Here is a 24,871-nt window from a genome sequence, read left to right as displayed (position 1 = left end):
GGAAGTGAAACGTATGAGTAATGCCAAGATGAAAATGTTAGGAAAACATGAATTGGAATTAGTGGATGTGAATACAGTAACAAATACAGTTGTGATAGAGAACAGTGTATTAAGTATTAATGAAATACAATTTGATACTCCAATTACAGGGACAATTTTTGGAACGCTACTAAACCATAAAGGAGAACTTGAGCAGTTAGGGAATGCTATAAACGATATACCGTATAATTCGCCTCCAATCGCCCCTATTCTTTATATTAAACCGGCAAATACCTTTAACCGATACGGTGCAGCAATCCCTATGCCAATAGGGATATCGAAACTGAAGATGGGAGCCGCGCTCGGATTAGTAATAGGAAAGAAAGCCGTAGCTCTAGAGGAAGCAACTGCGCTTACTTATATTGCAGGGTATACGATTGTGAACGATGTAAGTGTGCCACATAATAGTGTATACCGTCCAGCAGTTCAACATCAAGCACGTGATGGATTTTGTCCAATTGGACCGTGGATAATCGAGCAAAATGAAGTGGATAACCCGGACAATTTAGCTATTCGAGTATTTATCAATGAGAAGCTTCGGCAAGAAAACTCAACATCCAATTTGATTCGTTCGGTCTCTCGTTTACTCGCCGATGTAACCGAGTTCATGACGTTAAGTGCAGGTGACGTGTTACTAGTTGGAGTTCCTGAAGACGCACCACTAGCAGAGGTAGGAGATAAAATCCGAATCGAAATAGAAGGTATTGGCAGTTTAGAAAACGTTATTGTTGAAGAAACAGCGACGATACGGGGGAGGTCCATATGAGAAAAGCACGAGTTGCATATGGAGGGGCTATCCACGAAGCAATCGAATGGGAAGGGCTTCTCAAGTTAGATGATGGTCGAATAGTTGGAGAGAACAGTGTAACTTGGCTTACGCCAATAGAGCCGCGTACGGTGTTTGCGTTAGGACTTAACTATGCAGATCATGCAGCGGAACTTGCATTTACTGCTCCTTCAGAACCCCTTGTCTTTTTAAAAGGACCGAATACGTTTGTTGGACACCGAGCATATACTCGTCGTCCAGCAGATGTCAATTATATGCACTATGAGTGTGAATTGGCTGTAATTATAGGTGATACAGCCAGAAATGTAAAAAAAGAAGACGCCTACAAATATGTTAAAGGGTATAGTGTCGCAAACGATTACGCTATCCGAGATTATTTAGAAAACTATTACCGACCCAACTTGCGTGTGAAAAATCGTGATACATGTACACCTTTTGGTCCGTGGTTTGTAGATGTCAAAGATGTTGCCAACCCGATGAATCTCAAATTGACCACTCATGTCAATAACGAACTCGTTCAAGAAGGAACGACTGCGGATATGATTTTTGATATTCCGTCGATTATTGCGTATTTAAGTAGCTTTATGACATTGAGTGATAATGATGTCATTCTTACTGGTACTCCTAAAGGATCGGTCGACACAACTGTCGGAGATGTTGTAGTCACTGAAGTAGAGGGAATTGGCCGCTTAGTAAATACTATTATCGGAGACGAATCCTTTACAAATGGATAGTGTGAAAAGGGGGGGGCTATATTTGCCGCATTTTATTGTAGAGTACACGGATAATATGAAAGATGAGGCAAATCTCGCAAAATTATTCGAGGAAGTTCATAAAGTTCTTATTGCGAGAGAAACTATTTTTCCAATAGGTGGTATCCGTTCAAGAGCGATTGAACTAAAAGAGTATAGAGTTGCGGACGGTGCTGAGGATGACGCTTTCGTCCATGCTGTATTAAAAATTGGTGCTGGACGTTCAGAAGAAATAAAGAAAGAAGTTTGCACCGCGCTATTTGAAGTGATGAAAGAACATTTCTCATCATTAATGGATAAGCGATATTTAGCCTTGTCCATGGAACTAATTGAATTTAGTGATGTTGGCACTTATAAACAAAATAATATTCACGCTAGATTTAAAAAGTAGTATAGGTCTTCTATTCAATTAGTCTACTAATATATAATAAATGTTCTGAAAATTACATTATATTTCAAGGGAAATTGTTTCGAAATGAGGAGGGAATAGTATGGGCGCGCGAACAGGTAAAGAGTACATCGATGGTATTAAAAAACGGAAAACGGAAGTATGGATACATGGGGAGAAAGTAGAAGATGTTACGACGCATCCAGCATTTAAAAATGTAGTGGAAAGCGTTGCGGGTCTTTACGATTTACAACACGAGAAACCGGAAAAGATGTTATATACCTCGCCGACCTCTGGTAAAAAGGTTGGACTTTCCTTTATTGCTCCTAAAACGAAAGAAGATCTTTTTAAAAGACGTGAAATGCATACCGAATGGGCAACTTTTTCAGGAGGTATGATGGGACGTTCCCCGGACTATTTAAACACCAGTATTATGGCCTTCGGTACAGCAAGCCAGTTTTTTGCGCAAGAAGGTGGGGGAAGTGATCAATTTGCTAAAAATGCAGCAAATTACTATGAATATGCACGTGAGAACGATATTAGTTTAACGCATACATTAATTCATCCACAGGTAAACAGATCCATGCTCACGCAATCAGAGCAAAAAGATCCATTTCTTTCCGCAAGAATTACGAAAAAGACTTCAGACGGTATTGTTGTGAATGGCTGTCGTCTTTTGGCAACTTTAGGCGGAATTACGGATGAGCTTGTCGTATTTCCATCCACTATAAATAGAACACCAGGAACTATAGATGATCCATTCGCATTTGCTTTTGCTATTCCAAATAATACTCCGGGTTTAAAATTCTTATCGCGCGAATCATTTGACTACGGAAAAAACAAATGGGATCACCCGCTTGGAGCTAGGTTTGATGAAAGTGATGCAATCATTTCTTTCGAAGATGTTCTAGTGCCGTGGGAAAGAGTTTTTGTTTGTGAAAGTACCAATATATGTAATCGTACGTATGCCGAGACAAATGCGGTAATACATATGACACATCAAGTTATTTGTAAAAATGTCGTAAAAACCGAATTTATTCTCGGTGTTGTCATTAGTATGATGGAAGCTATTGGTATAGATCAATTCATGCATGTGAAAGAAAAAGCAAGTGAAATCATGGTTATTTTAGAAGTGATGCGCTCTCATTTGTATAAATCTGAGCACAATGCAAAAATCGATCAGTATGGCAATATCACACCAGATTTTGAACCGTTAAATGCGGCACGCAACTGGTTCCCGAAAATGTATCAGCGTATGAATGAAATTATTAAAATCTTAGGTGCTTCTGGATTGATGGCACTTCCAACCGAAGCGGATTTTAGTAATACGGATGTTGGGCCATTAGTTCATCGCTACACACAAGGCGCCAATGTTAACGGTGAAGAGAAAGTACAACTATTCCGCTTAGCATGGGATATTTCCATTAGTGCATTCGGTAATCGACAAGCACTTTATGAATATTATTTCTTTGGGGATCCAGTGAGAATGTCAAATGCTTATTATGATGGATTTGATAAGCAACCTTATAAAGATATGGTTACGAACTTTTTAAATAAAGCGAAAAAAGAAGCAGGAATATTATCTTAAATTCAAGTTAACATCTTCTGAAAGTAGTGAGGTGAATAAATGATGCAACAAGCAGGTAACGAAATGGATGATCGTTTATACCGAAATGTGATGGGTAGTTTTGCAACAGGGGTAACGGTTATTACAACAGAAGTAGATAAAGTGGTGCATGGCATGACTGCAAATGCTTTTATGTCCGTTTCTCTCCATCCGAAGCTTGTGTCAATTAGTATCGGAGAGAATGCAAGAATGCTTCAGCATATAAAGGATTCGAAGCAATTCGCGATTAACATATTATCGTCTAACCAACAAAATCAGTCGAAACAATTTGCAGGGCAGCTTAAATCAGAATCTGAAGTTACATTCACTTACTTTAAAGGACTCCCAATACTTGAAGATTCTTTAGCGGTGATTACATGTGATCTGAATAGCGAATATGTAGTAGGAGACCATACGATTTTTATAGGTAATGTTACTGGAGTTAAGCTGGAACAAAAAGATCCTTTATTATTTAGCCAAGGGAAGTATCGAGAATTAAAAGAACTAGAAGAATCGGAAAGCCCTACTTAAAAGGAGTAGATTTTAATGGCGTATGAAGAAGCTAAAAAGAAATTAAGAGGTTCTATTTGTCCTGTCATTACACCGTTTACGGAAAGTGGTGCAATTGATGAAAAAGTATTTATCGAGTTGATTAATTGGCAAATAGCGAGCGGAAGTCATGGGATTTCTGTTACAGGAACGAGTGGAGAACCAAGTTCTTTAACAATTGCCGAAAGAAAAAGGGTTATGAATCTAGCGAAAGAGACAATAGATGGACGCGTGTTTTTTGCACCTGGAACAGGGTCTACCAATCATGATGAAACAATGGAGCTAACGAAATATGCAGAAGAAATTGGTGCAGATGCTGCCATGGTTATCGTGCCTTACTACAATAAGCCGAATCAAGAAGCACTTTATCAGCACTTTAAAACGGTAGCAGATTCAGTTAAAATTCCAATCATTATTTACAATATTCCAGGTCGATCCGCCGTCAATATGGAAGTTAGCACGATGAAACGCCTAGTCGAAGATTGCCCGAACATTATTGGTGTAAAAGAAGCAAATAAAGACTTTGAACATGTAAATCGTGTGCTTCTAAATTGTGGAAGGGATTTCCTACTTTTCTCGGGGATAGAACTACTTTGCTATCCGATGCTCGCGATTGGGGGCGCCGGATTTATCAGTGCCACAGCAAATGTGGAGCCAGCAAGAGTAGCAGAGTTATACAATGCTTGGGAAGCAGGAGACGTTGCAAGAGCACAAGATCTTCATTTCGAATTAATGCCATTAAATGATGTGCTTTTTAAAGATACAAATCCTTCCCCTGTTAAAGTGGCACTAGGCATGATGGGGAAAATAACACCGAAGCTCCGATTACCATTAGGATTACCTTCAGCAGCAATACAAGAAGAAGTTCGGGAATCACTTATTGAACTTGCTATTTTGGCTAAGGAAGCAGCTATAAAGTAAATATAAATAAGGAAATAGGTGATAGAAATGTTATCCTCTCAAGAGTTAGTTTCTTATAAACATGAATCACAAAAAAATATATCCCTTTATATAAATGGAGAGTTCACTTCCGCTGTAAGTGGAAAGACGTTCAAAAATATGAACCCATTTACGAATGAACAAATTAATGAGGTTGCAGAAGGGCAGTCTGAAGATATTAATAAAGCAGTCGCAGCCGCACGGGAAGCTTTTGATAATGGTCCTTGGAAAACGATGAAACTCAGTAAACGAATGGAATACATTTACCGTATTGCAGATCTGATTGATGAAGAAATAGAGAAGATAGCTTACTTAGAGGCACTTGATACAGGACTTCCAATTAGCCAAACGAGAAATATGGTAAGTCGCGCATCAGAAAATTTCAGATTCTATGCACGCATGGTGGAGAGCCGTTTAGTTGGTGATGCTTATCAAGTAGACGATGAATTTATTAACTACACAATCCATGCACCTGTTGGGGTTGCAGGATTAATCACCCCTTGGAATGCTCCTTTCATGTTAGAAACATGGAAAGTGGCACCAGCGCTTGCGACCGGTAATACGGTTGTTTTAAAGCCAGCCGAACTTTCTCCACTTTCCGCAAATGTATTAGCGGAAGTTATTCATAGAGCGGATCTTCCGAAAGGCGTTTTCAACGTTGTTCATGGCTACGGTGAAGTAGCGGGGGATGCACTTGTAAAACATCCAGATGTACAGCTTATTTCATTCACTGGTGAAACAAAGACGGGTTCAACGATTATAAAAAATAGTGCCGATACACTGAAAAGTTGCTCGATGGAGCTTGGTGGGAAATCACCAATTATCGTTTTTGAAGATGCTGACTTTGATCGAGCTTTAGATGCTTGTGTCTGGGGGATTTATTCATTTAACGGTGAACGTTGTACCGCCAACTCACGCTTGTTTTTGCAAGAAGGAATCAAAGATAAATTTATAGATGCTTTAAAGATACGTGTTACGAATATTAAAATAGGTGACCCATTAGACGGAAATACAGAAGTTGGGCCGCTTATTGATAAAGGGCATTATAGCAAAGTTAAGAGCTACCTGGATATTGCAAAAGAAGAAGGAACGGAAGTAATTAGCGGAGACATACCAATGGAATTCGAAAGAGGAAACTTTGTAGCACCAACGATTTTATTAAATGCTGAAAATCACATGCGCGTTGCACAAGAGGAAATTTTTGGCCCCATACTAACTGTATTGACATTTAACGAGGAAGAAGAAGTCATTAAGTTAGCAAATGATATCGATTATGGACTTGCGGGTTATGTATGGACGAACGATATTAAACGAGGTCACCGCGTTGCGCATAAAGTAGAAGCTGGAATGCTATGGGTGAACGCTCAGAACGTTCGGGATTTAAGAACACCTTTTGGAGGTTCCAAGTCCTCTGGAATCGGACGTGAAGGTGGGCATTACGGCTTTGGTTTTTATACGGAGCAGAAAATTATTCATGTTTCGATTGCTGATCATCGTATTCAGCAGTTCGGGAAAAATTAGCGGAGGGTATGGTGAACGCGATGGATTTTTCAATCATTCGAATCGCAAGAACGGTGCTTCATGTATTGGATTTACAGGCGTCCCGTAAGTTCTATGTGGATGGATTAGGCATGATTGAAACAGAAAGTGATGAAAATCATATCTATTTAAGGGGTTTAGAGGAACATTCCCATCATAGTTTGTTATTAAAAAAAGCAGACAAAGCTGTTGTGGAAGTACTTAGTTATAAAGTGGAAAAAGAACAGGATATCGATGAAATTGAAAAACTTTTTATTTCAAAAGGTCTAAAAACAAAATGGATGGAGAAAGGGCAACAACATGCAATGGGAAGAACCCTTCGTGTCCATGATATCTCCGGCATTCCATTAGAATTCTTTGCGGAAATGACAACGGTTGACCGGATGCTGCAGCGGTATGACCTTTATTCGGGAGCAAAAATTCAGCGAATAGACCATGTAAACTGTGCAGTACCGCATGTTCAAAAAGCGTATGATTTCTATGTGAAGGATTTAGGGTTCTCGTGTTCAGAGTATACGGATACTGAAGATGGGGACTTATGGGCGGCTTGGCTCTATAGAAAGCCGACTGTTCATGATCAAGCTTTTATGAGTGGGCCGGGACCAAAACTTCATCATTTTGCTTACACACTAACAGATCGACTAAGTGTGCTCGATTGTTGTGATGTTTTAGCGAGTATGGGATATGCAGATTCGATTGAACGTGGGCCAGGCCGCCATGGATTATCCAATGCTTTCTTCCTCTATTTGAGAGATCCAGATGGTCATCGTATTGAGCTGTACACAGGTGATTATTTAACAAGTGACCCTGATTTAAAACCGAAAAGGTGGGACCTAAATGACCCGCTTCGCCAAACATTCTGGGGACACAAAGCACCAGATCGATGGTTTAATGAAACAAGTACGTTCATTGATATCGAAACGGGCGAAGAGATAGATTGTGAAGAACCATTTTTGGAACAAAGAAAACCAAAGATTGTCGTTTGAGAACAGGTATAATGTGAAAAACCAATGAAATTCATATTAAATGAATTTTATAAAATCGTATTCAAGAGACTTTTTTCTTGCATACGATTTTTTATATGAAATCATTCTTCTTCAAAATTGTAATGAGGAATTCATATGTTGTTCATGTTGAAGGGATATTATAAACACCATAGTACTAATAAAACCATGGAGGTTAATATAATGGAAACAAAATGGAGTTTAAGATTAATTCGCCTAGCAGCAATTTTTGGTTTGTTAGGAGCAATATTAGGTTCACATATGGCGGGATCAGGTAGCTACCAATTCCGTCCAATTCACGCGCACATATTAGTTGTAGGCTGGTTAACCATCTTTGCGTGGGGTATTTTCTACCGTGTGTACAAAGTTAAATCTACCAAACTAGTAGCAGCACATGGATGGACAGCGGTAATCGGATCAATTGGTTTAACAGCCGGGATGTGGTTAAATGCACTAAAACCATTTGATATAAATGAAACATTCTCTTTAGTATTCTACATCGTTGGTGGAACTGTTCTGTTAATAAGTTTCGGATTATTTATCATCACAACATTTATGATTGATACGAAAGAAAATAAGTAAGTATAAGAAAGAACGTTAGCTGAATAGAGCAGAATAAATTACAGCCCCCTAATTATCATTTAGGGGGCTGCTTCCATTTAGAAGGGAAAGTATGAAAGAAACATGGTATGTTACAAAAAGGCTAAGTACTCAGCTACTTTACTTCCTTTATTTCGTACCATGGATTTACATGAACCAAAACTTCTTCCACATTAGCAAAACGATTTTTTATAGCTTTTTTAATTTCTTTTGAAACATCATGACCTTCCTGAATACTTAAGGTTGCTGGTAGGCTTACTCGAACATCCACAATGATATAGTGCCCATGTTCTCGTGCTCTAATACGATCGATTCGTTTCACTAAAGGAACTGATCGAACCAATTCAAATATTATTTCCATCGTTTCAGAATCTACGGTTTTTTCCATAAGCACGTCAATAGATTCTCGCCCCATTCCAATAGCTAGCTTTAGGACAAGGAATGCTACGATAATACCTGCCACAGGATCACCATAAGCCAATATGCCAATATGAAAATAATCTCCAATCATGGCAAGTCCAATACCGATAACAGCGGCTAAAGAAGCATAGACATCGGCAAGATGGTCGTAAGCAGTCGCAATTAATCCTTTACTGTTTACTTTTTTGCCAATATTAATAGTATAAACATAGAGAACTTGTTTCCATATGAGAGAAATTATCGCTGCTATTAAAACAGTAAAGGTTGCTTTGTGGGGCGTTTCAAATAAAGATAAAACAGAATGATAGCCGATATATAATGCAGCAATACCTAAAATGATTGCAACAATGGCTGCACCAACGACTTCTGCCTTACCGTGCCCATAAGGGTGATCTTCGTCTGGAGGACGTTTGGATACACGCATTGCACTGAGAGCAGCAACTGATGCAATCACATCTCCAGCGTTGTGAACGCCATCAGCAAGAAGTACCTGACTATTAAATAATAAACCAACAATAATTTTTAATATCGTAAGAAAAACATTGCTTATTAAACTAATCCAGATTGCAAAAGAGGATTGTTTTTTTTCCAAACTCATCACTTATTCCCCCAACTAGTTTTATTGCACAAAGGAAACAAAAACCCTTGACCGTGTTGGTCAAGGGTTTGGCTATTATAAAAAACTATATTCAAATACTTCTCAATAAAATACGACATTTCCTTCACCACTCTAATTTAGTATTAAACAAAAAATTAGTATAACATTATCTGAAGTTTTTTTCAAAATTAAAAGAACACCATTACCAGTTGTTTGCCCAACTTTATTATATTAGAATTGATAATAGTAAATGGAGGGAATGAAATAATGTCTAGCTTACCAAATTGTCCGAAGTGTAATTCAGAATACACATACGAGGATGGAAGTCTTTTTATTTGCCCAGAATGCGCGCACGAGTGGGCGCTCGAGACAAAGAATGAAGTTATGGAAGAGAAAAAGATTGTCAAAGATGCGAATGGTAATGTCTTAAACGATGGTGATTCTGTAGCAATTATAAAAGACCTTAAAGTAAAAGGAAGTTCATCCACCTTAAAAATCGGTACAAAAGTAAAAAGTATTCGTTTAGTTGACGGAGATCATGATATTGATTGTAAAATAGATGGTTTTGGTGCGATGAAACTAAAATCTGAATTTGTTAAAAAGATTTAGGCGGATGGTTATTTTATTTTGTAGTCCTCCTTCAATAGCTTATTACATGGAGACTGGTGTTATTTTATCAGTCTTTTTTTTATGAATTGGAAAGTATGAATTTATCTACCAAAAGTCAACGCTAGAGAAAAATAACCCTCACTATTTCCTTCTTTAGATTATATATTCTAAAAATACAAAGAAAATTACTTGCATCGTTTAAAAAGTATTTCCATTGATAAAAGTAGATGAATATACATACACTTTAGAAAGTCCGGGTGAAGGGAGCCTACTTATTTGATCGAAAAAGCACTCCTTTTTATTATTATATTAAGGGTTTTTTCAGGAAGTATTGATATAACTGCTGCGATGTTTATGTATAAATTTAATGATTTAGAAAAGGCATTTTATATTAACACGTTACTAGCCTTAGTAGGACCTTGTATTTTAATCATTACAACCGCTATCGCATTATTTGGTTTAGCTGAAAAGATTTCATTGACTAGAATGATATGTCTTTTTAGTGGAATCTTACTTATTCTATTCAGTTTAAAATCGAAATAATGAGCAATATATTTTAACGGAGTGTTTTGTGTTGCTTACCAATTGTAAGGAAGTTTAATAATCTTATGTAAGCGCTTGCGTTATTATTGTTGTAAGATTAAAATAATTCTATCAAGGAAGCTTGGGTGGTGTAAGAAAATGGTTCAATTAATAGAACCTTGGTGGAAGCGGACCGTTGTCTATCAAATTTATCCACGAAGCTTTATGGATTCTAACGGGGACGGTATCGGTGATTTACAAGGGATTATTTCCAAACTGAATTATCTAGAAAAATTAGGTGTGGATGTCATTTGGCTTAGCCCAGTATATGATTCTCCGAATGACGACAACGGCTATGACATACGAGACTACCAAGTTATTATGCAAGAGTTTGGAACAATGAAAGACTTTGAACAACTGATTGAAGAAGCCAAATTACGAGGAATTCGAATTGTGATGGATCTTGTGGTGAATCACACATCTGATGAGCATGCTTGGTTTGTTGAATCACGTTCTTCCAAGAACTCCAAGTACCGTGATTATTACATATGGCGAGACAGTAAGGATGAACACCCTCCAAATAATTGGGGTTCTATATTTTCTGGTTCTGCTTGGGAGAAAGAGGATGCTACGAATTCGTATTATTTGCATTTGTTCTCTAAAAAGCAGCCTGATTTGAACTGGGAACATGAGCCTCTTCGAAACGATATTTTTAATATGATGACGTATTGGTTGGAAAAAGGAATTGGTGGATTTCGGATGGATGTCATCAATTTTATTTCAAAAGATCCGCAATTACCTGATGGAGAAATGCAGTCTGAACAACTTTTTGGGGATGGAAGTCCATATTTTATAAATGGGCCAAAAATTCATACCTATTTACGTGAGATGAATGAAAAGGTTTTGCGCCATTACGACGTGTTAACAGTAGGAGAAATGCCAGGAGCTACACCCGAGGATGCACGGATTTATACAAATCCAAATAATGACGAAGTGGACATGGTCTTTACATTTGAGCATATGAATCTAGATAGTGGACCATATGAAAAATGGGGTATTAAACCTTTAGATTTGGTAGAGCTAAAGCGTAACTTAGAAAAGTGGCAACACGCTCTCCATCAAATAGGGTGGAATAGTCTTTATTGGAATAACCACGATCAACCGCGAATCGTTTCGCGTTTTGGGAATGACAAAGATTATCGTGAAGTGTCTGCAAAAATGTTAGCAATTTGTCTTCATATGCTACAAGGTACTCCTTATATTTATCAGGGGGAAGAGTTGGGCATGACAAATGTAAGATTTAAAAATATTAGCGACTACCGAGATATTGAAACACTTAATATGTATAAAGAAAAACGTCAGCAAGGAATTGCGCATGAATCGATCATGGAGAGTATTTATGCCAAAGGGCGGGACAACGCTCGAACTCCGATGCAATGGACAGTAGATGGAGGATTCACCACGGGAACACCTTGGATTGAGACGAATACAAATACCGCTAAAATTAATGCAGAACAGGTACTTGCCGATGAATCGTCCATTTTTTATACGTATCAAAAATTAATAAAATTAAGAAAAGAACATGATATTATCACGAATGGTAGTTTCCAATTATTATTGCCGGATCATCCAAATCTATTTGTTTATAAACGACAATTTGAGGAAGAGGAATGGCTAATTGTAGCCAATTTCTCGAAGGAAATGGAACAATTCGACTGGAATGTATACGATAGAAGAAACGATAATGGCAAAGTGATCATAGCTAACTATGAAACTCCTGAAATAGAAGGAGATATCATGATAGTACGCCCTTATGAGGCATTTGTGCTCGCTTTTGGAAGGAGATAGGACATTGAAAAAAATACTTGGTATTGATATTGGTGGAACCAAAATCAGGTTAGGTGTAGTGAATGAGAATGGGGAAGTTTTAGCTGATAAGAAAATCCCAACACAATTACCTTTGTATCCATATTTAGAAGAACAGGTGCTAAAAGTAATGGCGGATTTTCCTGATTTATCGGGCATCGGAATTGGTACAAGGGGAATGGTAGATGCAAAAACGGGTGTTGTAACATTCGAAACAGAACTAGAAGGCTGGCAAGGAACTCCAGTAAAAGCGCAATTAGAAGCAGCAACAGGGCTTCGAGTGGAAATAAATAATGATGCAAATTGTGCTGCGCTTGCAGAAGCGAAAATTGGTGCAGCAGCAGATTTTCAAAAAGTAGTTTGTTTAACAATTGGGACGAAACTAGGCGGTGGGTTTGTCTTTGACGGACAAGTGATGAATGGTACCCACGGAGGTGCGGGAGAAGTAGGTCACTTAATCTTGTATCCAAATGGTTTAGTATGTGGCTGTGGTAGACCGGGTTGTAGTGAGCAATATGTATCTGGGACTGCGCTAAGTAGATTGATTCAAGAGGAGAATGTGATTGATCCAGAAACAGGGCAATTAGCAATAACACAAAATCTATTCCGATTAGCAGCTAATGGGCATACAAGTGCAATAGTAGTTCGCGAACGATTTCTTTCCGATTTTGCAGTAGTGATTTCCACACTACAAGCCGTTTTGGATATGGAATGTGTTGTAGTTGGGGGTGGCGTTTCAGATTCTGCAGATGATTGGTGGGAAAACCTTCTAGCGAAAGTAGAGTCACTGAAACTTAGCCCGCTGGAATTGAAGCGCGCTACTTTTGGGAATGAAGCCGGGATGCTTGGAGCAGCTATGCTCGTTATTGACCGAGTAAACTAATCGTCTTTATATAACAAAAAAACGTTTTGTCCTCGGACAAAACGTTTTTTTGTTAGTTAGTAACCAGGCTTTTTTAGAATTTTAAAGATGTTGGTCTTGTAGTCTTCCACGCCTGGTTGATTGAATGGGTTGATGTCGAGTAGGTAAGCACTATATGCACAGGCCATCATGTAGAAGTATAAAAGGTGGCCAATATGCTGTTCATCTAGTTGTTCCATCGTAATTGTGAGTTGAGGCACGCCTCCATCCATGTGAGCAGTTGCGGTTGCTTCATGACATGCCATATTAAATTCATGAAGAGATAGACCACTCAGATAGTTCAGTTCATCTCCGTTATTTTCTGCTTCAAAAACCGTCAAGTCATTAGCGACACTTTTCACCATTAAAAAAGATTCGAATAACATGCGCTTTCCATCTTGAATGTACTGACCTAAGGAATGTAAGTCGGTAGAATAAAGGACGGATGCTGGGAAAATTCCTTTCCCTTCTTTTCCTTCACTTTCTCCAAATAATTGCTTCCACCATTCCTGTACATACGTTAACTTTCCATCAAACGCTGCCATGATTTCGACTGGGAATCCTGCATTGTACAAATAATTTCGAATAACTGCATATTGAATGGCACTATTTGAAGTTGTATCAAATACTCCAAATTCCTGTTCTGCTATCTTTGCTCCATTAATTAGTTTTTCAATATCGTAACCCGCTGCAGCGATAGGTAACAAACCAACTGCTGTGAAAACAGAGTATCGTCCACCAATATTATTGGGCACGACAAAGCGGCGATAGCCTTTTTCAATAGCAAGTAATCGTAACGCTCCTTTTTCTTCATCAGTTGTAACGAGGATACGGGATGTAGCTTGATCGCCATACCGTTTTTCCATGTACTGCTGTAAAAAGCGGAACGCAATGGCAGGCTCTGTAGTAGTTCCTGATTTTGAAATGATATTCAATGTGACTTCTTTATTGTCTAAATATGTAATCAGTTCCTTTAAGTATTCGCCACTTACTAGATGGCCAGCAAAAATAACTTCTAAGTCGGCTTGTTTTTTGAATGGTATAGAAAGAGCCTCGATCACTGCTTTCGAACCTAGATAGGAGCCCCCAATACCAATAACAACTAGCACATCTGAAGTCGAGCGAATGTGTTTTGCAGTTTTCTTTATATCTTCTAAAAGCTCTTGATTGATAGTACTTGGCCAATCTACCCACCCTAAATATTCAGCACCTTCTGCAGATTTAGTATGGATTCCATGGTGAATAGCTTTTAATTTATTTTCCTGTTCAGATGTAATCAATTGGCTGTAATCTCCTGAATAGTTAACTGAAATGTTCATGGATATATCTCCTTTTACGCAAATTTGTCTATCTTTTATTTTACCATCAAATAGAAAAGAAACCGCTTAAAACGATGTGTTTTCCTTAGATTAGTAGATTTAAAGAAATACCTTATATAACTCTCTAAATATTTTCAATTAAATTTTCTAAATATGGTCCGGATGTTACCATTTTAGCCCCGTACCAAAACATTTCACCGTCTACTAATACAATCTTTGTGTCCGGAAGAAATACTTGAAATTCTGCCACATGTTTTTCTTGAAAAGGAAATGGTTCAGAAGCGAGCAAAAGTACATCAAGGTTGGCGGTTGCAAGTTCTTCTTTTGTAACTGCTGGATATCTCGAATCTTCATTTTCAAAAGGATTATGGAAACCCAGAGTGAGTAATACATCATTTATATAAGTTGTTCCTCCAACGACCATATATGGTTTTCGCCAAATAACATAGGCGGCTTTTCGATTTTGCTTATTTAGAAGTGAATCGAAGGATGATTTGCAGGAAGTAATGAGTATGTCTGCAGCTTGTTCTTTATTAGCCAGTTCTCCAAGTGTCTGTATAAACCGATATGCATTCTGTATTGACTGAACCTCCAAAACGAAAACAGGAGCAATTTTTTCTAGTAAACGCACGATGTCTTCTGTGTTTTCTTCTTTTTCGGCTAAAATGAGATCTGGCTGCAGCACACGTATTTTATCGACATTTACTTCTTTTGTGCCTCCCACAATAGGCACGTTCTCTACAATTCCTTTTGGGAAAATGCAATATTTCGTTCGACCTACTATTTCATTCTCAAGACCCAGGGCGAATAGTGTTTCCGTTATTGCCGGACAAATCGAAATGATACGTTTTGGTGGAGCAGAAATATTCACTTGTCTCCCAAGGTGATCGGTTATTAGATGAGTCATCGAATTCCTCCCTTACTAATCTAATTCGTTATTAAGAGAAGGTTATCCTTTTTTTAATCATAATGAAAAAAAGGATAATATCGTTTTTATGTAAAAATGCGTTGAAAGAGCAGCAACAACTATTTGAAGAATAAATAAAGTGTTCTTCAAACTAACCAAAAAAGGTTGTCTTTAAGTAGGGAAACTACTTAAAGACAACCTTTTGTGAAATATCTTAAGCTTGCTTAACAGGCGTTTCTTTTGCCGCTACTTTCTCTGCAGATTTTCCCCCAGTTGTTCGCTTTAGGAACAAGGATAGAATAAACGCTACAACTGCAATGCCAGTAGAAACTAAAAAGGAATCGTTAATCCCTGAAATCATCGCTTCCATTCCTACATGTTGTTGCAGTTGTTGTAAAGCTTCTCCTGTAGGAGTAGTCGTTAACTTAGCTATGGCTTCGGTCATCATTTCTTGTACATGTGTTGTCGTGCGATTCGACATAATCGTTACAAGTAAGCTAGCTCCAATCGCTCCAGAAACTTGTTGAATGGTACTGTTCATAGCTGTACCGTGTGGTGTTAGAGCTGGCGGTATTTGATTTAAACCGTTTGTCATAATTGGCATCATAACCATGGAAATACCAAGCATACGGATTGAATAAATAACAACTAAATGAGTATAACCTGTTGAATCTGTTAACTGGCTAAATAAGTATGTTGTAACAATCACTATTGCTAAACCTACATATGCCAATATTTTAGGACCAAATTTGTCGAAGATTCTTCCTGTTATTGGCATCATAATCCCCATTATTAGAGCTCCTGGTAACATCAGTAAACCAGAATCCATCGGAGAAATACCACGAATATTTTGAAGGTAAATTGGCATTAACAGCATAGCTGAGAACATTGCTATACTTAATGTAACTGAAATGGCAGAAGATAGAGCAAACATTGGATACTTATATACTCTAAAATCTAACATAGGCTCGCTAAGTTTGAATTGTCGAAGGATTAATGTAACTAATGAGAGCACTCCGACGATAATTGTTAAGTAAACACTAGGAGTAGACCAGCCATTATTCCCAGCTGTACTAAATCCATATAAAATACCACCGAAGCTTAAAGCTGATAAAACCACTGATAGTGCATCGATTTTATCATTGCTTTTCTCTTTTTTATCTTTTAATTTAAAGAATCCTAAAATCCACACTAGAATCATAACTGGGATCATCATTAAGAACAACACAGACCAATCATAGTGTTGAATAACATAACCGGATAGTGTTGGTCCTATAGCAGGCGCGAAAATCATTACAATCCCGAACATTCCCATAGCAGAACCACGTTTTTCAGGAGGGAAGCTAGTAAATAGTACAGTCATTAATAGCGGCATGATTAATGCTGCTCCAGAGCCTTGTATCATACGGGCAGTTAATAAAATAGGGAAGTTTGGTGCAAACCCACCGATTAATGTACCAACTATGAATAATCCCATAGCAGTTAAGAACAAGCGTCTGGCTGTATTTTTTTTAATTAAGAATGCAGTAGTAGGAATTATAATACCATTCACTAACATGTAACCAGTCGACAACCATTGTACCGTTGAAGCACTGACATCAAATTCTTTCATAATGGCAGGTAAAGCGACATTCAAAAGTGTATTACTTAATAGAGCTACGAATGCTCCAGTCATTAGTATTGCTAACAAACCATATGGAGGTTTTGTTTGTTTTTCAGGCATTTAGAATTCTCCTTTTATTTTTATATACTAATAGTTCATTTGTGAACCTTTAGTTTGGCAAAATTTATATTACACCTATGAAACTCAATTAGCAAGAAAAATATACTAGGTGTATAAAAATATACTAGTGGTATAAGCGACCTGTGATATAATGGTTAGAATGATTAATATCTAAAGGAGTACAAGCGATGAATAAGAAAAAAAGGAATGTCATAGATAAAGCGCATGAATTATTTATTGAACAAGGCTATCACGCTACGTCCATTCAAGATATTTTAGATCATAGCGGTATTTCAAAAGGGTCATTTTATAATTATTTTTCTTCCAAAAGTGAACTGTTTAAAGCTGTGTTTAATCTTATTCTAGAAAATATGCAAATAGAGAGAGACAAGCTACTCATTGGAGAAGACGTTAGTGACATTAATATTTTCAAAGAGCAGATCAGTTTTATAATGAAATTAAATAAAAAAAATAAGTTAAATCAATTGATCGATGATGTGCTGGTATCAAGTGATCCAGATCTTATTAAATTCATAAAACAGTTCAAACTTTTATTTTTACATTGGGTATATGAACGTTTTTTAGATATTTTTCCTCGTGATAAAGAAATCTATTTGATGGACTGTGCAGTTATTTTTACGGGTGTAGTGCAAAATATTCTTTATATGAGTCATACTTTGAAAACAACTTTTAAAATGAAGGAAATGGTTAACTATTCGATGGATCGAGTGATTACAATTTTAGAAGATATTAGTACAAAGGGCGTTCACTTATTCGAATCTGAAAAGTTAAATACATTATTGCCTCAATCTGATTATAATGATTTTTTTAACAATGAATTTTCTATAGCAACAGTAAATTTGAAAAAGGTGATTGAGAAGGGGTTAGGTATTGAGGAACAAAAAATGACAACCTATTTAAACTTGTTGTATTTTATCCAAGAGGAAATAATGAACAATAAAGAACCAAGAAAGTTTTTAATTGAGAGTGCATTATCTACGTTAAAAAGGACTGAGGAACTAAGCAATTTAAAAGAGTTTCTACAATATGAGCAAATTTTAGCGAATATGAAGTATTATCCGATTTCCTAATAGTATTTTCTTATATAGCAAAAAAAGCTGTTTAACTAAGGAAAAGTCCTAGTTAAACAGCTTTATTCATTCACATTTGTAGTTTGCTAGCTAACTAGGTTTAACAAATAGTTCGACTTCGAGACAAATAAGTAGAACTTGAATTTATTCCTATGGTAAGATACTGAATGGTTAAGAAAACCCAACTATAGTAAACAATTTGGAGGAATATATAATGAATATATTAGTAGTAAAAGCAAATAACCGTCCAGCGACAGAAGCTATATCAAGCAAGATGTATGAAACATTTATGGAAGAAGTAAAGAATGCACAGGACCTTAACGTAACAATTTTCGACGTGTTTGCAGAGGACATGCCTTACTTTGGTCAAGACTTATTCAACGCATTTGGGAAAATGCAAAACGAACAAGAATTATCAAATGTGGAGCAACGTATTTTAGCGGCTAAACAAAAAGCAATGGATGCTTTAACAGCTGCGGATGTTGTTGTTTTCGCTTTCCCACTATGGAACTTAACAATCCCGGCTGCATTACAAACATTTATTGATTATACGTATCAAGCTGGTTATGCATTTAAATATAGTCCAGAAGGTCAATTAATTAGTTTAATGACTGAGAAAAAAGCGATTATCTTAAGTGCACGTGGTGGAATTTACTCTACTCCAGAAACAGCACCTATGGAAATGGCTGCAACTTATATGCGCAATGTAATTGGAGGCGTATTCGGAATGTCAATTGAAGAAGTAATTATCGAAGGCCACAATGCAATGCCAGATCAAGCAGAACAAATTATTGCTGAAGGTCTTGAAAGAGTAACTGCGATTGCAAAATCATTATCTGCAGAACCAGTTAAAGCGTAATATAACATAAGTAATCCCTCTTTGTTTATAAAAACAGAGAGGGATTTTTTATATGGACTTCCTTCGATGGCCATTTCTTCTTAGGAAGAAGGATCATTTTTTTCTTTAAGTGTACTAAGTATGGTTAAAAACTGCTTTCGTTGTTCTTCTGATAAAGGTTCCAGTAATTTTTCTGCTGCTACACGCATACCGGTACGGGCTTTCTTTATCTGAGGGCGTGCTACTTCGGTTAATTGCAGTAATGTAGCTCGGCGATCTTCGGGATCTGGCAGACGAATGAGCATTTTTTCTTTTTCAAGGGTATCAACATATTGCGTAACAGTTCGAGGTTGTATTCCAATTTGTTTTGCAATATCATTCATTCGGATATTTGGATTTTCTTCAAGGACGATGAGAAATCTGAGCCTTGGTCCTGTTAGGTAATCAGGAATGCCATAATTAGCAATTTGTTTTTCGAATTGTTGGTGTAAAAGGTGATTTGTTTTAAATAGTACTTGTAATAAATCGCTTGCTGTAGGGACTTCTGATTGTACCATAGATGACATTCTCCTTGACGTATTTTTATATACTGAGTATACTCAGTATAAAGTGTTGGTGAGTATACACAATAAATATCATATTACGTCATTAAACAATTTATTCAAAGAGAAAAGATCATAAATATAAATAAGAGGAGGTGTTGCAAGATGATGAACGAGATGGAAGCAGTTCGTTATAGTCAATTCGGTGGTCCTGAAGTATTGAAGGTAGAGCGAGTGAAACGACCAGAGCCAAAGGAAGATGAAGTGCTTGTTCGCGTTCATTCCTCAGGTGTTTTGCCTATTGATTGGAAAATACGTCAAGGATGGATGCCAATGCCAGTGCACTTTCCTGTAATTCCAGGTAGCGCATTTGCAGGAGTAATTGAAAAAGTAGGAGCGAGTGTTACCGAGTTTAAAGTAGGGCAAGAGGTGTTTGGACGTACTTCAAATGGGTCTTACGCAACTTATACGACTGTTTCAATCGATACAATTGCATTGAAGTTAGAATCGATTGATTTCGATGAAGCTGCAGCCATATCAGGTGGTGCAACGACTGCTTGGCAAGTGTTATTCAAAGATGGCAATGTAAAAGCAGGAGATCGAGTTTTGATTCACGGTGCTGCAGGTGGGGTTGGGTTGTTTGCGGTTCAGTTTGCAAAGTGGAAAGGAGCGCATGTGACGGCTACTGCTGGACCGGCTAATGTAGATTACGTACGTTCTCTAGGAGCAGATACAGTTATTGATTATACTTCAACTCAATTTGAAAAGGTCGTTCAAGATATGGATTTCGTGCTAGACACCGTTGGAGGAGAGACACTTGAAAAATCCTGGTCGGTCATTAGACAAGGCGGAGCACTAATTTCGATAGCAGGCCAACCAACTTTAGAGAGAGCTCAAGAAGAGGGAGTTAGATTAATAAAACCAAGCCGAGCATTTGATAAAAAAGATTTAGAAGCTATTGTGAAATTAATGGATGAAGGTAAGGTTAAAGGATTTGTTGGACAAAGGTTTTCGTTACATGAAGTTACACAAGCTCATGTACTTAGCCAAAGTGGGCATGGACGTGGACGAATCATACTACAAATAGTTGAATAATAAAAAATCCATTATGATACCAGGATCTAATTGAGTTGTGTTAGAACCTGGTATCGAATATTTCGTGTTAAACAAATGGATTATAAAACCGACCATTATTCATGAACATGAACATAATCATTAAAGCAAATAATAGAAAAGTAATGAAAATAGCGATAATGTCTCTCGTTTTAAATTCCTTATAACTATACCAAGTTCGTTTTTTCAACTTTCCGAAGCTACGCAAGTCCATCGTATTACTAACAGTTTCAATGCGGTCTAAACTAGAAAAGATAAGTGGAAAAATAATAGAACCTGCATTTTTAATGCGTTTCCCCAATTTTTCATTTCGAGACATATCTACACCACGTGCTTGCTTCGAACGGGCGATCGTTTTGAAATCACGTTGGATATCCGGAATATATCGTAAGGCGATCGATACCGAATAGGCGAGGCGATAACTTACGCCGACACGGTTTAAAGATGCCGCGAATTCACTTGGATGTGTCGTCACGAGAAATAGTAAAGCGGGTGGGATGACCGCAAAATATTTCAGTGTAATATTTAATTGATAAAATAGCTGTTCTAATGTAATTGAGTAGCGTCCAATTGAACCGGTAATGGGATGAGAAGTTCCATAGATCACTGTTCCATGCTGAGGCGCAAACAAATAAATTGCAAAATTGTTTAGCAATAGGAAAAATAAAATGAATCCTAGTACAAAGCTAATTTCTTTCAGTTTTATTTTTGACACGTAAAATAAAACAAAACTTGCAAACAATATGAACAATAGAAACCGAGTATCATATGTAAACATCACAGCGGATGACCATAAAAGAAAACAAATTAGTTTTGTTGCTCCTGTTAGACGGTGGACGATCGAATCTCGCTCAATATAACTCAGTAGTTCGTTGTTCACTGATGCGCACCTCCCGATCATATTGAATGAATTGCTCAACAAAACGTGGAGGTTCTGAGATGTTAATATGTTTCGCTAGTTCATATAATGAAGATTCTTTTAAATTTGCTTCTTTAATAAGCTCAGGGTTCGATAAAATATGAGCGGGGGAATCATCCGCTAAAATCTCCCCACTAGATAATACAATTGCGCGATTAGTATACTCCGTCATTAAATGCATATCATGCGTAATGAGAATAATAGCTATTCCATTCTTAGTAAGTTCCTCTAAAAAAGTCATTAATTCCGTTGTGTGTTTATAATCTTGCCCTGCAGTCGGTTCATCCAGCAACATAATAGCGGGCTCCATCACTAAGATTGTTGCTATAGACAATCGTTTTTTCTGACCGTAGCTTAGTGCCGAAATGGGCCAATTTCTAAATGGATATAGACCGCAAACCTTCAGTGTATCTTCTACTCGTGTTTTAAGTTCAGCCTCTGAAACATTTTTTTGAGCAAGGCCAAATGCCACTTCTTCAAATACAATTTGCTTTGAAAACATATGATTTGGATTTTGTAGTACAAATCCTACTCGCTGTGCACGTTCTTTTATGGAGTCCTTTTTAGCGTCGATGTTTCCGAAATAAATGATTCCATCATTTGGTTTTTCAAATCCACAAATAAGTGAGGAAAGAGTCGATTTCCCTGCACCATTTGCACCGACAAGACTAATCATTTCACCTTTATGTAATTTAAATGAAACGCTTTTTATGATATTTGCTTTATTAGGATAGTGGAAACTTATATTTTCTAGAGATAATGCAGATTCTGTCTCATGTCCTTTTTGGGTTGTAGAATGGTCACTCGCAAGCCAAATGGCTAATTTTTCTTGAAATGCTTTTTTTTCTAACTCGTCTACGTTGGTTAATGCCATCTCTTTTGTTAGCTCACAGCCTGCATATTTTAATGCTTTAATGTAGAGTGGCTCGCGAATCCAGTTTTCTGCCAATAGAGGTCCGGCAAGCACTTCATTTGGTTTAACGTCTGCAATGATTCGCCCGTGATTCATCAAAATAATACGATCTAGTGGCTGCGATAATACATCCTCAAACCGGTGTTCCACAATAATTATGGTTTTATTCGACTCTTTTTGAAGCTTGTCGATTAATGCCATTGTCTCTTTTCCAGAAGCGGGGTCAAGGTTTGCTAGTGGTTCATCGAATAATACGACTTCAATATCATTTACAAGAACACCAGCTAACGCTACTCGTTGTTTTTGACCACCCGATAATTCATGGATCCGTGCATTCAAATGGGAAGACATATGGACAAGTTCAGCTGCTTTTTGGACATGGTCTTTCATCTCTCTAAGAGGAACGGCATTATTTTCTAAAGAGAAAGAGATATCTTCAGCAACTGTCAGCCCGATGAACTGCCCATCGGTATCCTGAAGGACGGTACCGACTGTTTGTGAAATAGAAAAGAGGTCGAGCTCACGTGTCTCTTTTGCATTAATCTTAAGGTTGCCTGATATTTCTCCTTTGTATGCAAAAGGAACAAGCCCGTTCAAACAATGAACGAGCGTGCTTTTTCCGGAACCAGAAGGGCCGACTATGCAAACTTTTTCCCCTTCATGAATAGTTAAGTTTATATTGTGGAGCGTAGGTTTCGATTGGCTATCATATTGAAAGCTAAAATCTTGAAACTCGATAACTGGTTTTCTCATGTAAATCTCCTTACTTATTTAATCCTCGTAGCTTAGACTTCCTTTTTTCGTTCTTGTTTTTGCATAAGCAGTTAACAAAATTGTTCCGAGTACGGCAACGGTTCCGATATTCCAAATACCTGCTGCAATACCTTGTGTAAATACTTTATTTGCAGGTTCGGCGTAAATTAATATATCAAGTCCCGGTGCGACTAAGAACCAAGCAATTGCTTGAACTACTATTTGAACGACGTTAAACATGATAATTTTTTTAAGTCCAAATTCGCCATCTTCAACCGAAAAATATTTGTAGAATATACCTATGCCAAGCCCAACAAATGCTGAAGTAATTACCCAACTCCACCAAATAGAACCGTATGAAGTCAAATCATTCAATGCATGACCGATTAACCCGACAAATAATCCTGCAATTGGACCAAAAAGAACAGCAATAAGTGCTAAAAACGCATAAGCAGTTTGAATTGTCGTATTTGGGATCCCCGTAGGAATCGCCACAAATTTTGCTAAAATAAGAAACACAGCTGCGCCAATACCGATGGCAACGATTGTTTTCGTTGTAAAAATAGACTTTTTCATTCATCATTCTCCCTTAGTTTTTATATTTATTTTAACAGTTATCACAAATTAGTTATATACAACTTGGGGTGCTTTACGAATTTTTACTTCCCAGTTCACACCAGTACCAATGCCATAAGTTTCAGAAAAGGACCGCTGGTTAATGGCGATAGCAATATTGTCTAGAGAATTTACATATAAAAGAGGCTCTCCGACATTAGTAGCTGCAAACGAGCGTCCGAATGCCAATATATTTTCATAAATCGTGCGACCATTTGTCGATATGGAGACTTGGAATGACTCTCCGTAATCCGCATCCAATTGTTTAAATTGTGCTCGGCTAATATTTGTCCATAGATTACCAAATGGACAATCGATAATATCGACAATACCAGTAAATCCTTCATTTTCAAACTTCGAATCCTTTAACGGAAATTCGATAATGGTTGACAAAGGAAGAGATGGACCAACCTCTTCGAACAGAATTGAACCTGATGCGAGGCGAGCACCTGTATAGGCATAAATATCACGACCGTGGAAAGTATGTGATTCTCCAGAGTTTGGGAGTCTATTTATTGCTTCATCAATTTCGCGAATTTCCTTAATCCCGATAAATTTGTTCACATGAGTTAACGTTCCGTTGTCTGGTGTTACGATATATTGGTTCTTCACCGTTTTAACTACAACACTTTTCCGGTCTGAGCCGACACCCGGATCCACAATCGATACAAAAACTGTTTGCTCGGGCCAATAATTAATCGTTTGTAATAATCGATAAGATGCTTCCCAAATATTATATTGTGGAATTTGATGTGTTAAATCGAAAATAGGCAAGCCGCGTTGAACAGAATTTGCCACTCCATGCATTGCACTAACAGCACCGTCGCTAATACCAAAATCTGATTGTAAAACTAATAAACCTTCTGTCATGTTAAACACTCTCCTATTTTTTTTGTTTGCTTGAGAAGGACAGAAATAAAAAAATCCCGTCCTCCTCAACCATTTAGATTGAAAAGGACGAGAATATACTCGTGTTACCACCTTTATTCGTCACTTACTCACATAAGCGACCTCAGCAA

At 37.5% G+C, this 24,871-nt stretch carries 25 protein-coding genes and 1 other annotated feature (1 of these 26 running past the window's edge); of the genes, 16 read left to right on the top strand and 9 right to left on the bottom strand.

The window, feature by feature from the left end:
• The first annotated feature begins 13 nt into the window (after nucleotides 1-13).
• From ACEPXD_RS18230 to ACEPXD_RS18190, 9 genes are all read left to right on the top strand, one after another.
• Nucleotides 14-805, top strand: a complete 792-nt coding sequence (locus tag ACEPXD_RS18230; RefSeq protein WP_391118256.1) for a fumarylacetoacetate hydrolase family protein — start codon at nucleotides 14-16, stop codon at nucleotides 803-805.
• A complete protein-coding gene (locus ACEPXD_RS18225) occupies nucleotides 802-1,560 on the top strand; it encodes a fumarylacetoacetate hydrolase family protein (protein ID WP_391118254.1) in 759 nt (252 codons plus the stop codon). The genes ACEPXD_RS18230 and ACEPXD_RS18225 overlap by 4 nt, the downstream gene beginning before the upstream one ends.
• 22 nt (nucleotides 1,561-1,582) lie before the next feature.
• Nucleotides 1,583-1,969, top strand: coding sequence for a 5-carboxymethyl-2-hydroxymuconate Delta-isomerase (locus tag ACEPXD_RS18220; protein ID WP_391118252.1), 387 nt, complete (start codon nucleotides 1,583-1,585; stop codon nucleotides 1,967-1,969).
• 100 nt (nucleotides 1,970-2,069) lie between these two features.
• Entirely contained in the window at nucleotides 2,070-3,554 is a 1,485-nt protein-coding gene (gene hpaB, locus ACEPXD_RS18215) for a 4-hydroxyphenylacetate 3-monooxygenase, oxygenase component (protein ID WP_391118250.1), read from the top strand.
• Nucleotides 3,555-3,617: 63 nt separating this feature from the next.
• Entirely contained in the window at nucleotides 3,618-4,103 is a 486-nt protein-coding gene (locus tag ACEPXD_RS18210) for a flavin reductase family protein (protein ID WP_391123358.1), read from the top strand.
• A 15-nt stretch (nucleotides 4,104-4,118) separates the two neighbouring features.
• Nucleotides 4,119-5,042 carry a 2,4-dihydroxyhept-2-ene-1,7-dioic acid aldolase gene (hpaI, locus tag ACEPXD_RS18205; protein ID WP_391118248.1) on the top strand — a complete coding sequence of 308 codons (924 nt, stop codon included), beginning with the start codon at nucleotides 4,119-4,121 and terminating at the stop codon, nucleotides 5,040-5,042.
• A gap of 27 nt (nucleotides 5,043-5,069) precedes the next feature.
• Nucleotides 5,070-6,581 carry a 5-carboxymethyl-2-hydroxymuconate semialdehyde dehydrogenase gene (hpaE, locus tag ACEPXD_RS18200; protein ID WP_391118246.1) on the top strand — a complete coding sequence of 504 codons (1,512 nt, stop codon included), beginning with the start codon at nucleotides 5,070-5,072 and terminating at the stop codon, nucleotides 6,579-6,581.
• Between the two features lie 20 nt (nucleotides 6,582-6,601).
• On the top strand, nucleotides 6,602-7,585 hold the full coding sequence (hpaD, locus tag ACEPXD_RS18195; protein WP_391118244.1) for a 3,4-dihydroxyphenylacetate 2,3-dioxygenase: 984 nt from the start codon (nucleotides 6,602-6,604) through the stop codon (nucleotides 7,583-7,585).
• A gap of 201 nt (nucleotides 7,586-7,786) precedes the next feature.
• Nucleotides 7,787-8,185, top strand: coding sequence for a hypothetical protein (locus ACEPXD_RS18190; RefSeq protein WP_391118242.1), 399 nt, complete (start codon nucleotides 7,787-7,789; stop codon nucleotides 8,183-8,185).
• 133 nt (nucleotides 8,186-8,318) lie between these two features.
• Here ACEPXD_RS18190 and ACEPXD_RS18185 read toward each other — a convergent pair whose 3' ends face one another.
• Nucleotides 8,319-9,221 carry a cation diffusion facilitator family transporter gene (locus ACEPXD_RS18185; RefSeq protein WP_391118240.1) on the bottom strand — a complete coding sequence of 301 codons (903 nt, stop codon included), beginning with the start codon at nucleotides 9,219-9,221 and terminating at the stop codon, nucleotides 8,319-8,321.
• Nucleotides 9,222-9,488: 267 nt separating this feature from the next.
• On the opposite strand from ACEPXD_RS18185, the gene ACEPXD_RS18180 reads away from it, so the two are divergent.
• From ACEPXD_RS18180 to ACEPXD_RS18165, 4 genes are all read left to right on the top strand, one after another.
• A complete protein-coding gene (locus ACEPXD_RS18180; protein WP_391118238.1) occupies nucleotides 9,489-9,830 on the top strand; it encodes a zinc ribbon domain-containing protein YjdM in 342 nt (113 codons plus the stop codon).
• 276 nt (nucleotides 9,831-10,106) lie between these two features.
• Nucleotides 10,107-10,373 (top strand): YqhV family protein, encoded by a 267-nt coding sequence (locus ACEPXD_RS18175; RefSeq protein WP_151701594.1) that lies wholly within the window; start codon nucleotides 10,107-10,109, stop codon nucleotides 10,371-10,373.
• 138 nt (nucleotides 10,374-10,511) lie between these two features.
• Nucleotides 10,512-12,200, top strand: a complete 1,689-nt coding sequence (locus ACEPXD_RS18170; protein ID WP_391118236.1) for a glycoside hydrolase family 13 protein — start codon at nucleotides 10,512-10,514, stop codon at nucleotides 12,198-12,200.
• Nucleotides 12,201-12,204: 4 nt separating this feature from the next.
• The gene (locus tag ACEPXD_RS18165) at nucleotides 12,205-13,101 is read left to right on the top strand and encodes an ROK family protein (protein ID WP_391118234.1); all 897 of its coding nucleotides are present in this window, start codon (nucleotides 12,205-12,207) and stop codon (nucleotides 13,099-13,101) included.
• A gap of 56 nt (nucleotides 13,102-13,157) precedes the next feature.
• Here ACEPXD_RS18165 and ACEPXD_RS18160 read toward each other — a convergent pair whose 3' ends face one another.
• From ACEPXD_RS18160 to ACEPXD_RS18150, 3 genes are all read right to left on the bottom strand, one after another.
• Nucleotides 13,158-14,438: a glucose-6-phosphate isomerase gene (locus tag ACEPXD_RS18160; protein ID WP_391118232.1), complete on the bottom strand. Its 1,281-nt coding sequence runs from the start codon at nucleotides 14,436-14,438 to the stop codon at nucleotides 13,158-13,160.
• Nucleotides 14,439-14,562: 124 nt separating this feature from the next.
• Nucleotides 14,563-15,345, bottom strand: a complete 783-nt coding sequence (locus ACEPXD_RS18155; protein ID WP_391118230.1) for an ABC transporter substrate-binding protein — start codon at nucleotides 15,343-15,345, stop codon at nucleotides 14,563-14,565.
• A gap of 214 nt (nucleotides 15,346-15,559) precedes the next feature.
• Nucleotides 15,560-17,068: a DHA2 family efflux MFS transporter permease subunit gene (locus ACEPXD_RS18150; RefSeq protein ID WP_391118228.1), complete on the bottom strand. Its 1,509-nt coding sequence runs from the start codon at nucleotides 17,066-17,068 to the stop codon at nucleotides 15,560-15,562.
• Between the two features lie 188 nt (nucleotides 17,069-17,256).
• Between ACEPXD_RS18150 and ACEPXD_RS18145 the strand changes: the two genes are divergently transcribed.
• Both ACEPXD_RS18145 and ACEPXD_RS18140 read left to right on the top strand, forming a co-directional pair.
• Nucleotides 17,257-18,159: a TetR/AcrR family transcriptional regulator gene (locus ACEPXD_RS18145; protein WP_391118226.1), complete on the top strand. Its 903-nt coding sequence runs from the start codon at nucleotides 17,257-17,259 to the stop codon at nucleotides 18,157-18,159.
• A gap of 214 nt (nucleotides 18,160-18,373) precedes the next feature.
• On the top strand, nucleotides 18,374-19,018 hold the full coding sequence (locus ACEPXD_RS18140; protein WP_391118224.1) for an FMN-dependent NADH-azoreductase: 645 nt from the start codon (nucleotides 18,374-18,376) through the stop codon (nucleotides 19,016-19,018).
• A gap of 80 nt (nucleotides 19,019-19,098) precedes the next feature.
• On the opposite strand, the gene ACEPXD_RS18135 is transcribed toward ACEPXD_RS18140, so the two are convergent.
• A complete protein-coding gene (locus ACEPXD_RS18135; RefSeq protein WP_391118222.1) occupies nucleotides 19,099-19,554 on the bottom strand; it encodes a MarR family winged helix-turn-helix transcriptional regulator in 456 nt (151 codons plus the stop codon).
• 150 nt (nucleotides 19,555-19,704) lie between these two features.
• Between ACEPXD_RS18135 and ACEPXD_RS18130 the strand changes: the two genes are divergently transcribed.
• On the top strand, nucleotides 19,705-20,634 hold the full coding sequence (locus tag ACEPXD_RS18130; protein ID WP_391118220.1) for an NADP-dependent oxidoreductase: 930 nt from the start codon (nucleotides 19,705-19,707) through the stop codon (nucleotides 20,632-20,634).
• A 67-nt stretch (nucleotides 20,635-20,701) separates the two neighbouring features.
• On the opposite strand, the gene ACEPXD_RS18125 is transcribed toward ACEPXD_RS18130, so the two are convergent.
• Genes ACEPXD_RS18125 through ACEPXD_RS18110 form a run of 4 tightly spaced genes read right to left on the bottom strand, consistent with a single transcriptional unit; the run spans nucleotide 20,702 to nucleotide 24,722 of the window.
• Nucleotides 20,702-21,532: an energy-coupling factor transporter transmembrane component T family protein gene (locus ACEPXD_RS18125; RefSeq protein WP_391118219.1), complete on the bottom strand. Its 831-nt coding sequence runs from the start codon at nucleotides 21,530-21,532 to the stop codon at nucleotides 20,702-20,704.
• Nucleotides 21,504-23,237 (bottom strand): ABC transporter ATP-binding protein, encoded by a 1,734-nt coding sequence (locus ACEPXD_RS18120; protein ID WP_391118217.1) that lies wholly within the window; start codon nucleotides 23,235-23,237, stop codon nucleotides 21,504-21,506. Before ACEPXD_RS18120 ends, ACEPXD_RS18125 begins: the two co-directional genes overlap by 29 nt.
• Before the next feature lie 18 nt (nucleotides 23,238-23,255).
• Nucleotides 23,256-23,813, bottom strand: a complete 558-nt coding sequence (locus ACEPXD_RS18115) for an ECF-type riboflavin transporter substrate-binding protein (protein WP_391118215.1) — start codon at nucleotides 23,811-23,813, stop codon at nucleotides 23,256-23,258.
• A 48-nt stretch (nucleotides 23,814-23,861) separates the two neighbouring features.
• Nucleotides 23,862-24,722 carry an S-adenosyl-l-methionine hydroxide adenosyltransferase family protein gene (locus ACEPXD_RS18110; RefSeq protein ID WP_391118213.1) on the bottom strand — a complete coding sequence of 287 codons (861 nt, stop codon included), beginning with the start codon at nucleotides 24,720-24,722 and terminating at the stop codon, nucleotides 23,862-23,864.
• Between the two features lie 80 nt (nucleotides 24,723-24,802).
• Nucleotides 24,803-24,871, bottom strand: a binding site (T-box leader) (it continues 207 nt past the right edge of the window).

The sequence above is a fragment of the Psychrobacillus sp. L3 genome, from assembly GCF_042945595.1.
In the GTDB taxonomy this organism is placed as follows: Bacteria; Bacillota; Bacilli; order Bacillales_A; family Planococcaceae; genus Psychrobacillus.
Note: the sequence above shows the minus strand (reverse complement) of the source record. Positions and strands in the feature narration are given on the sequence as shown.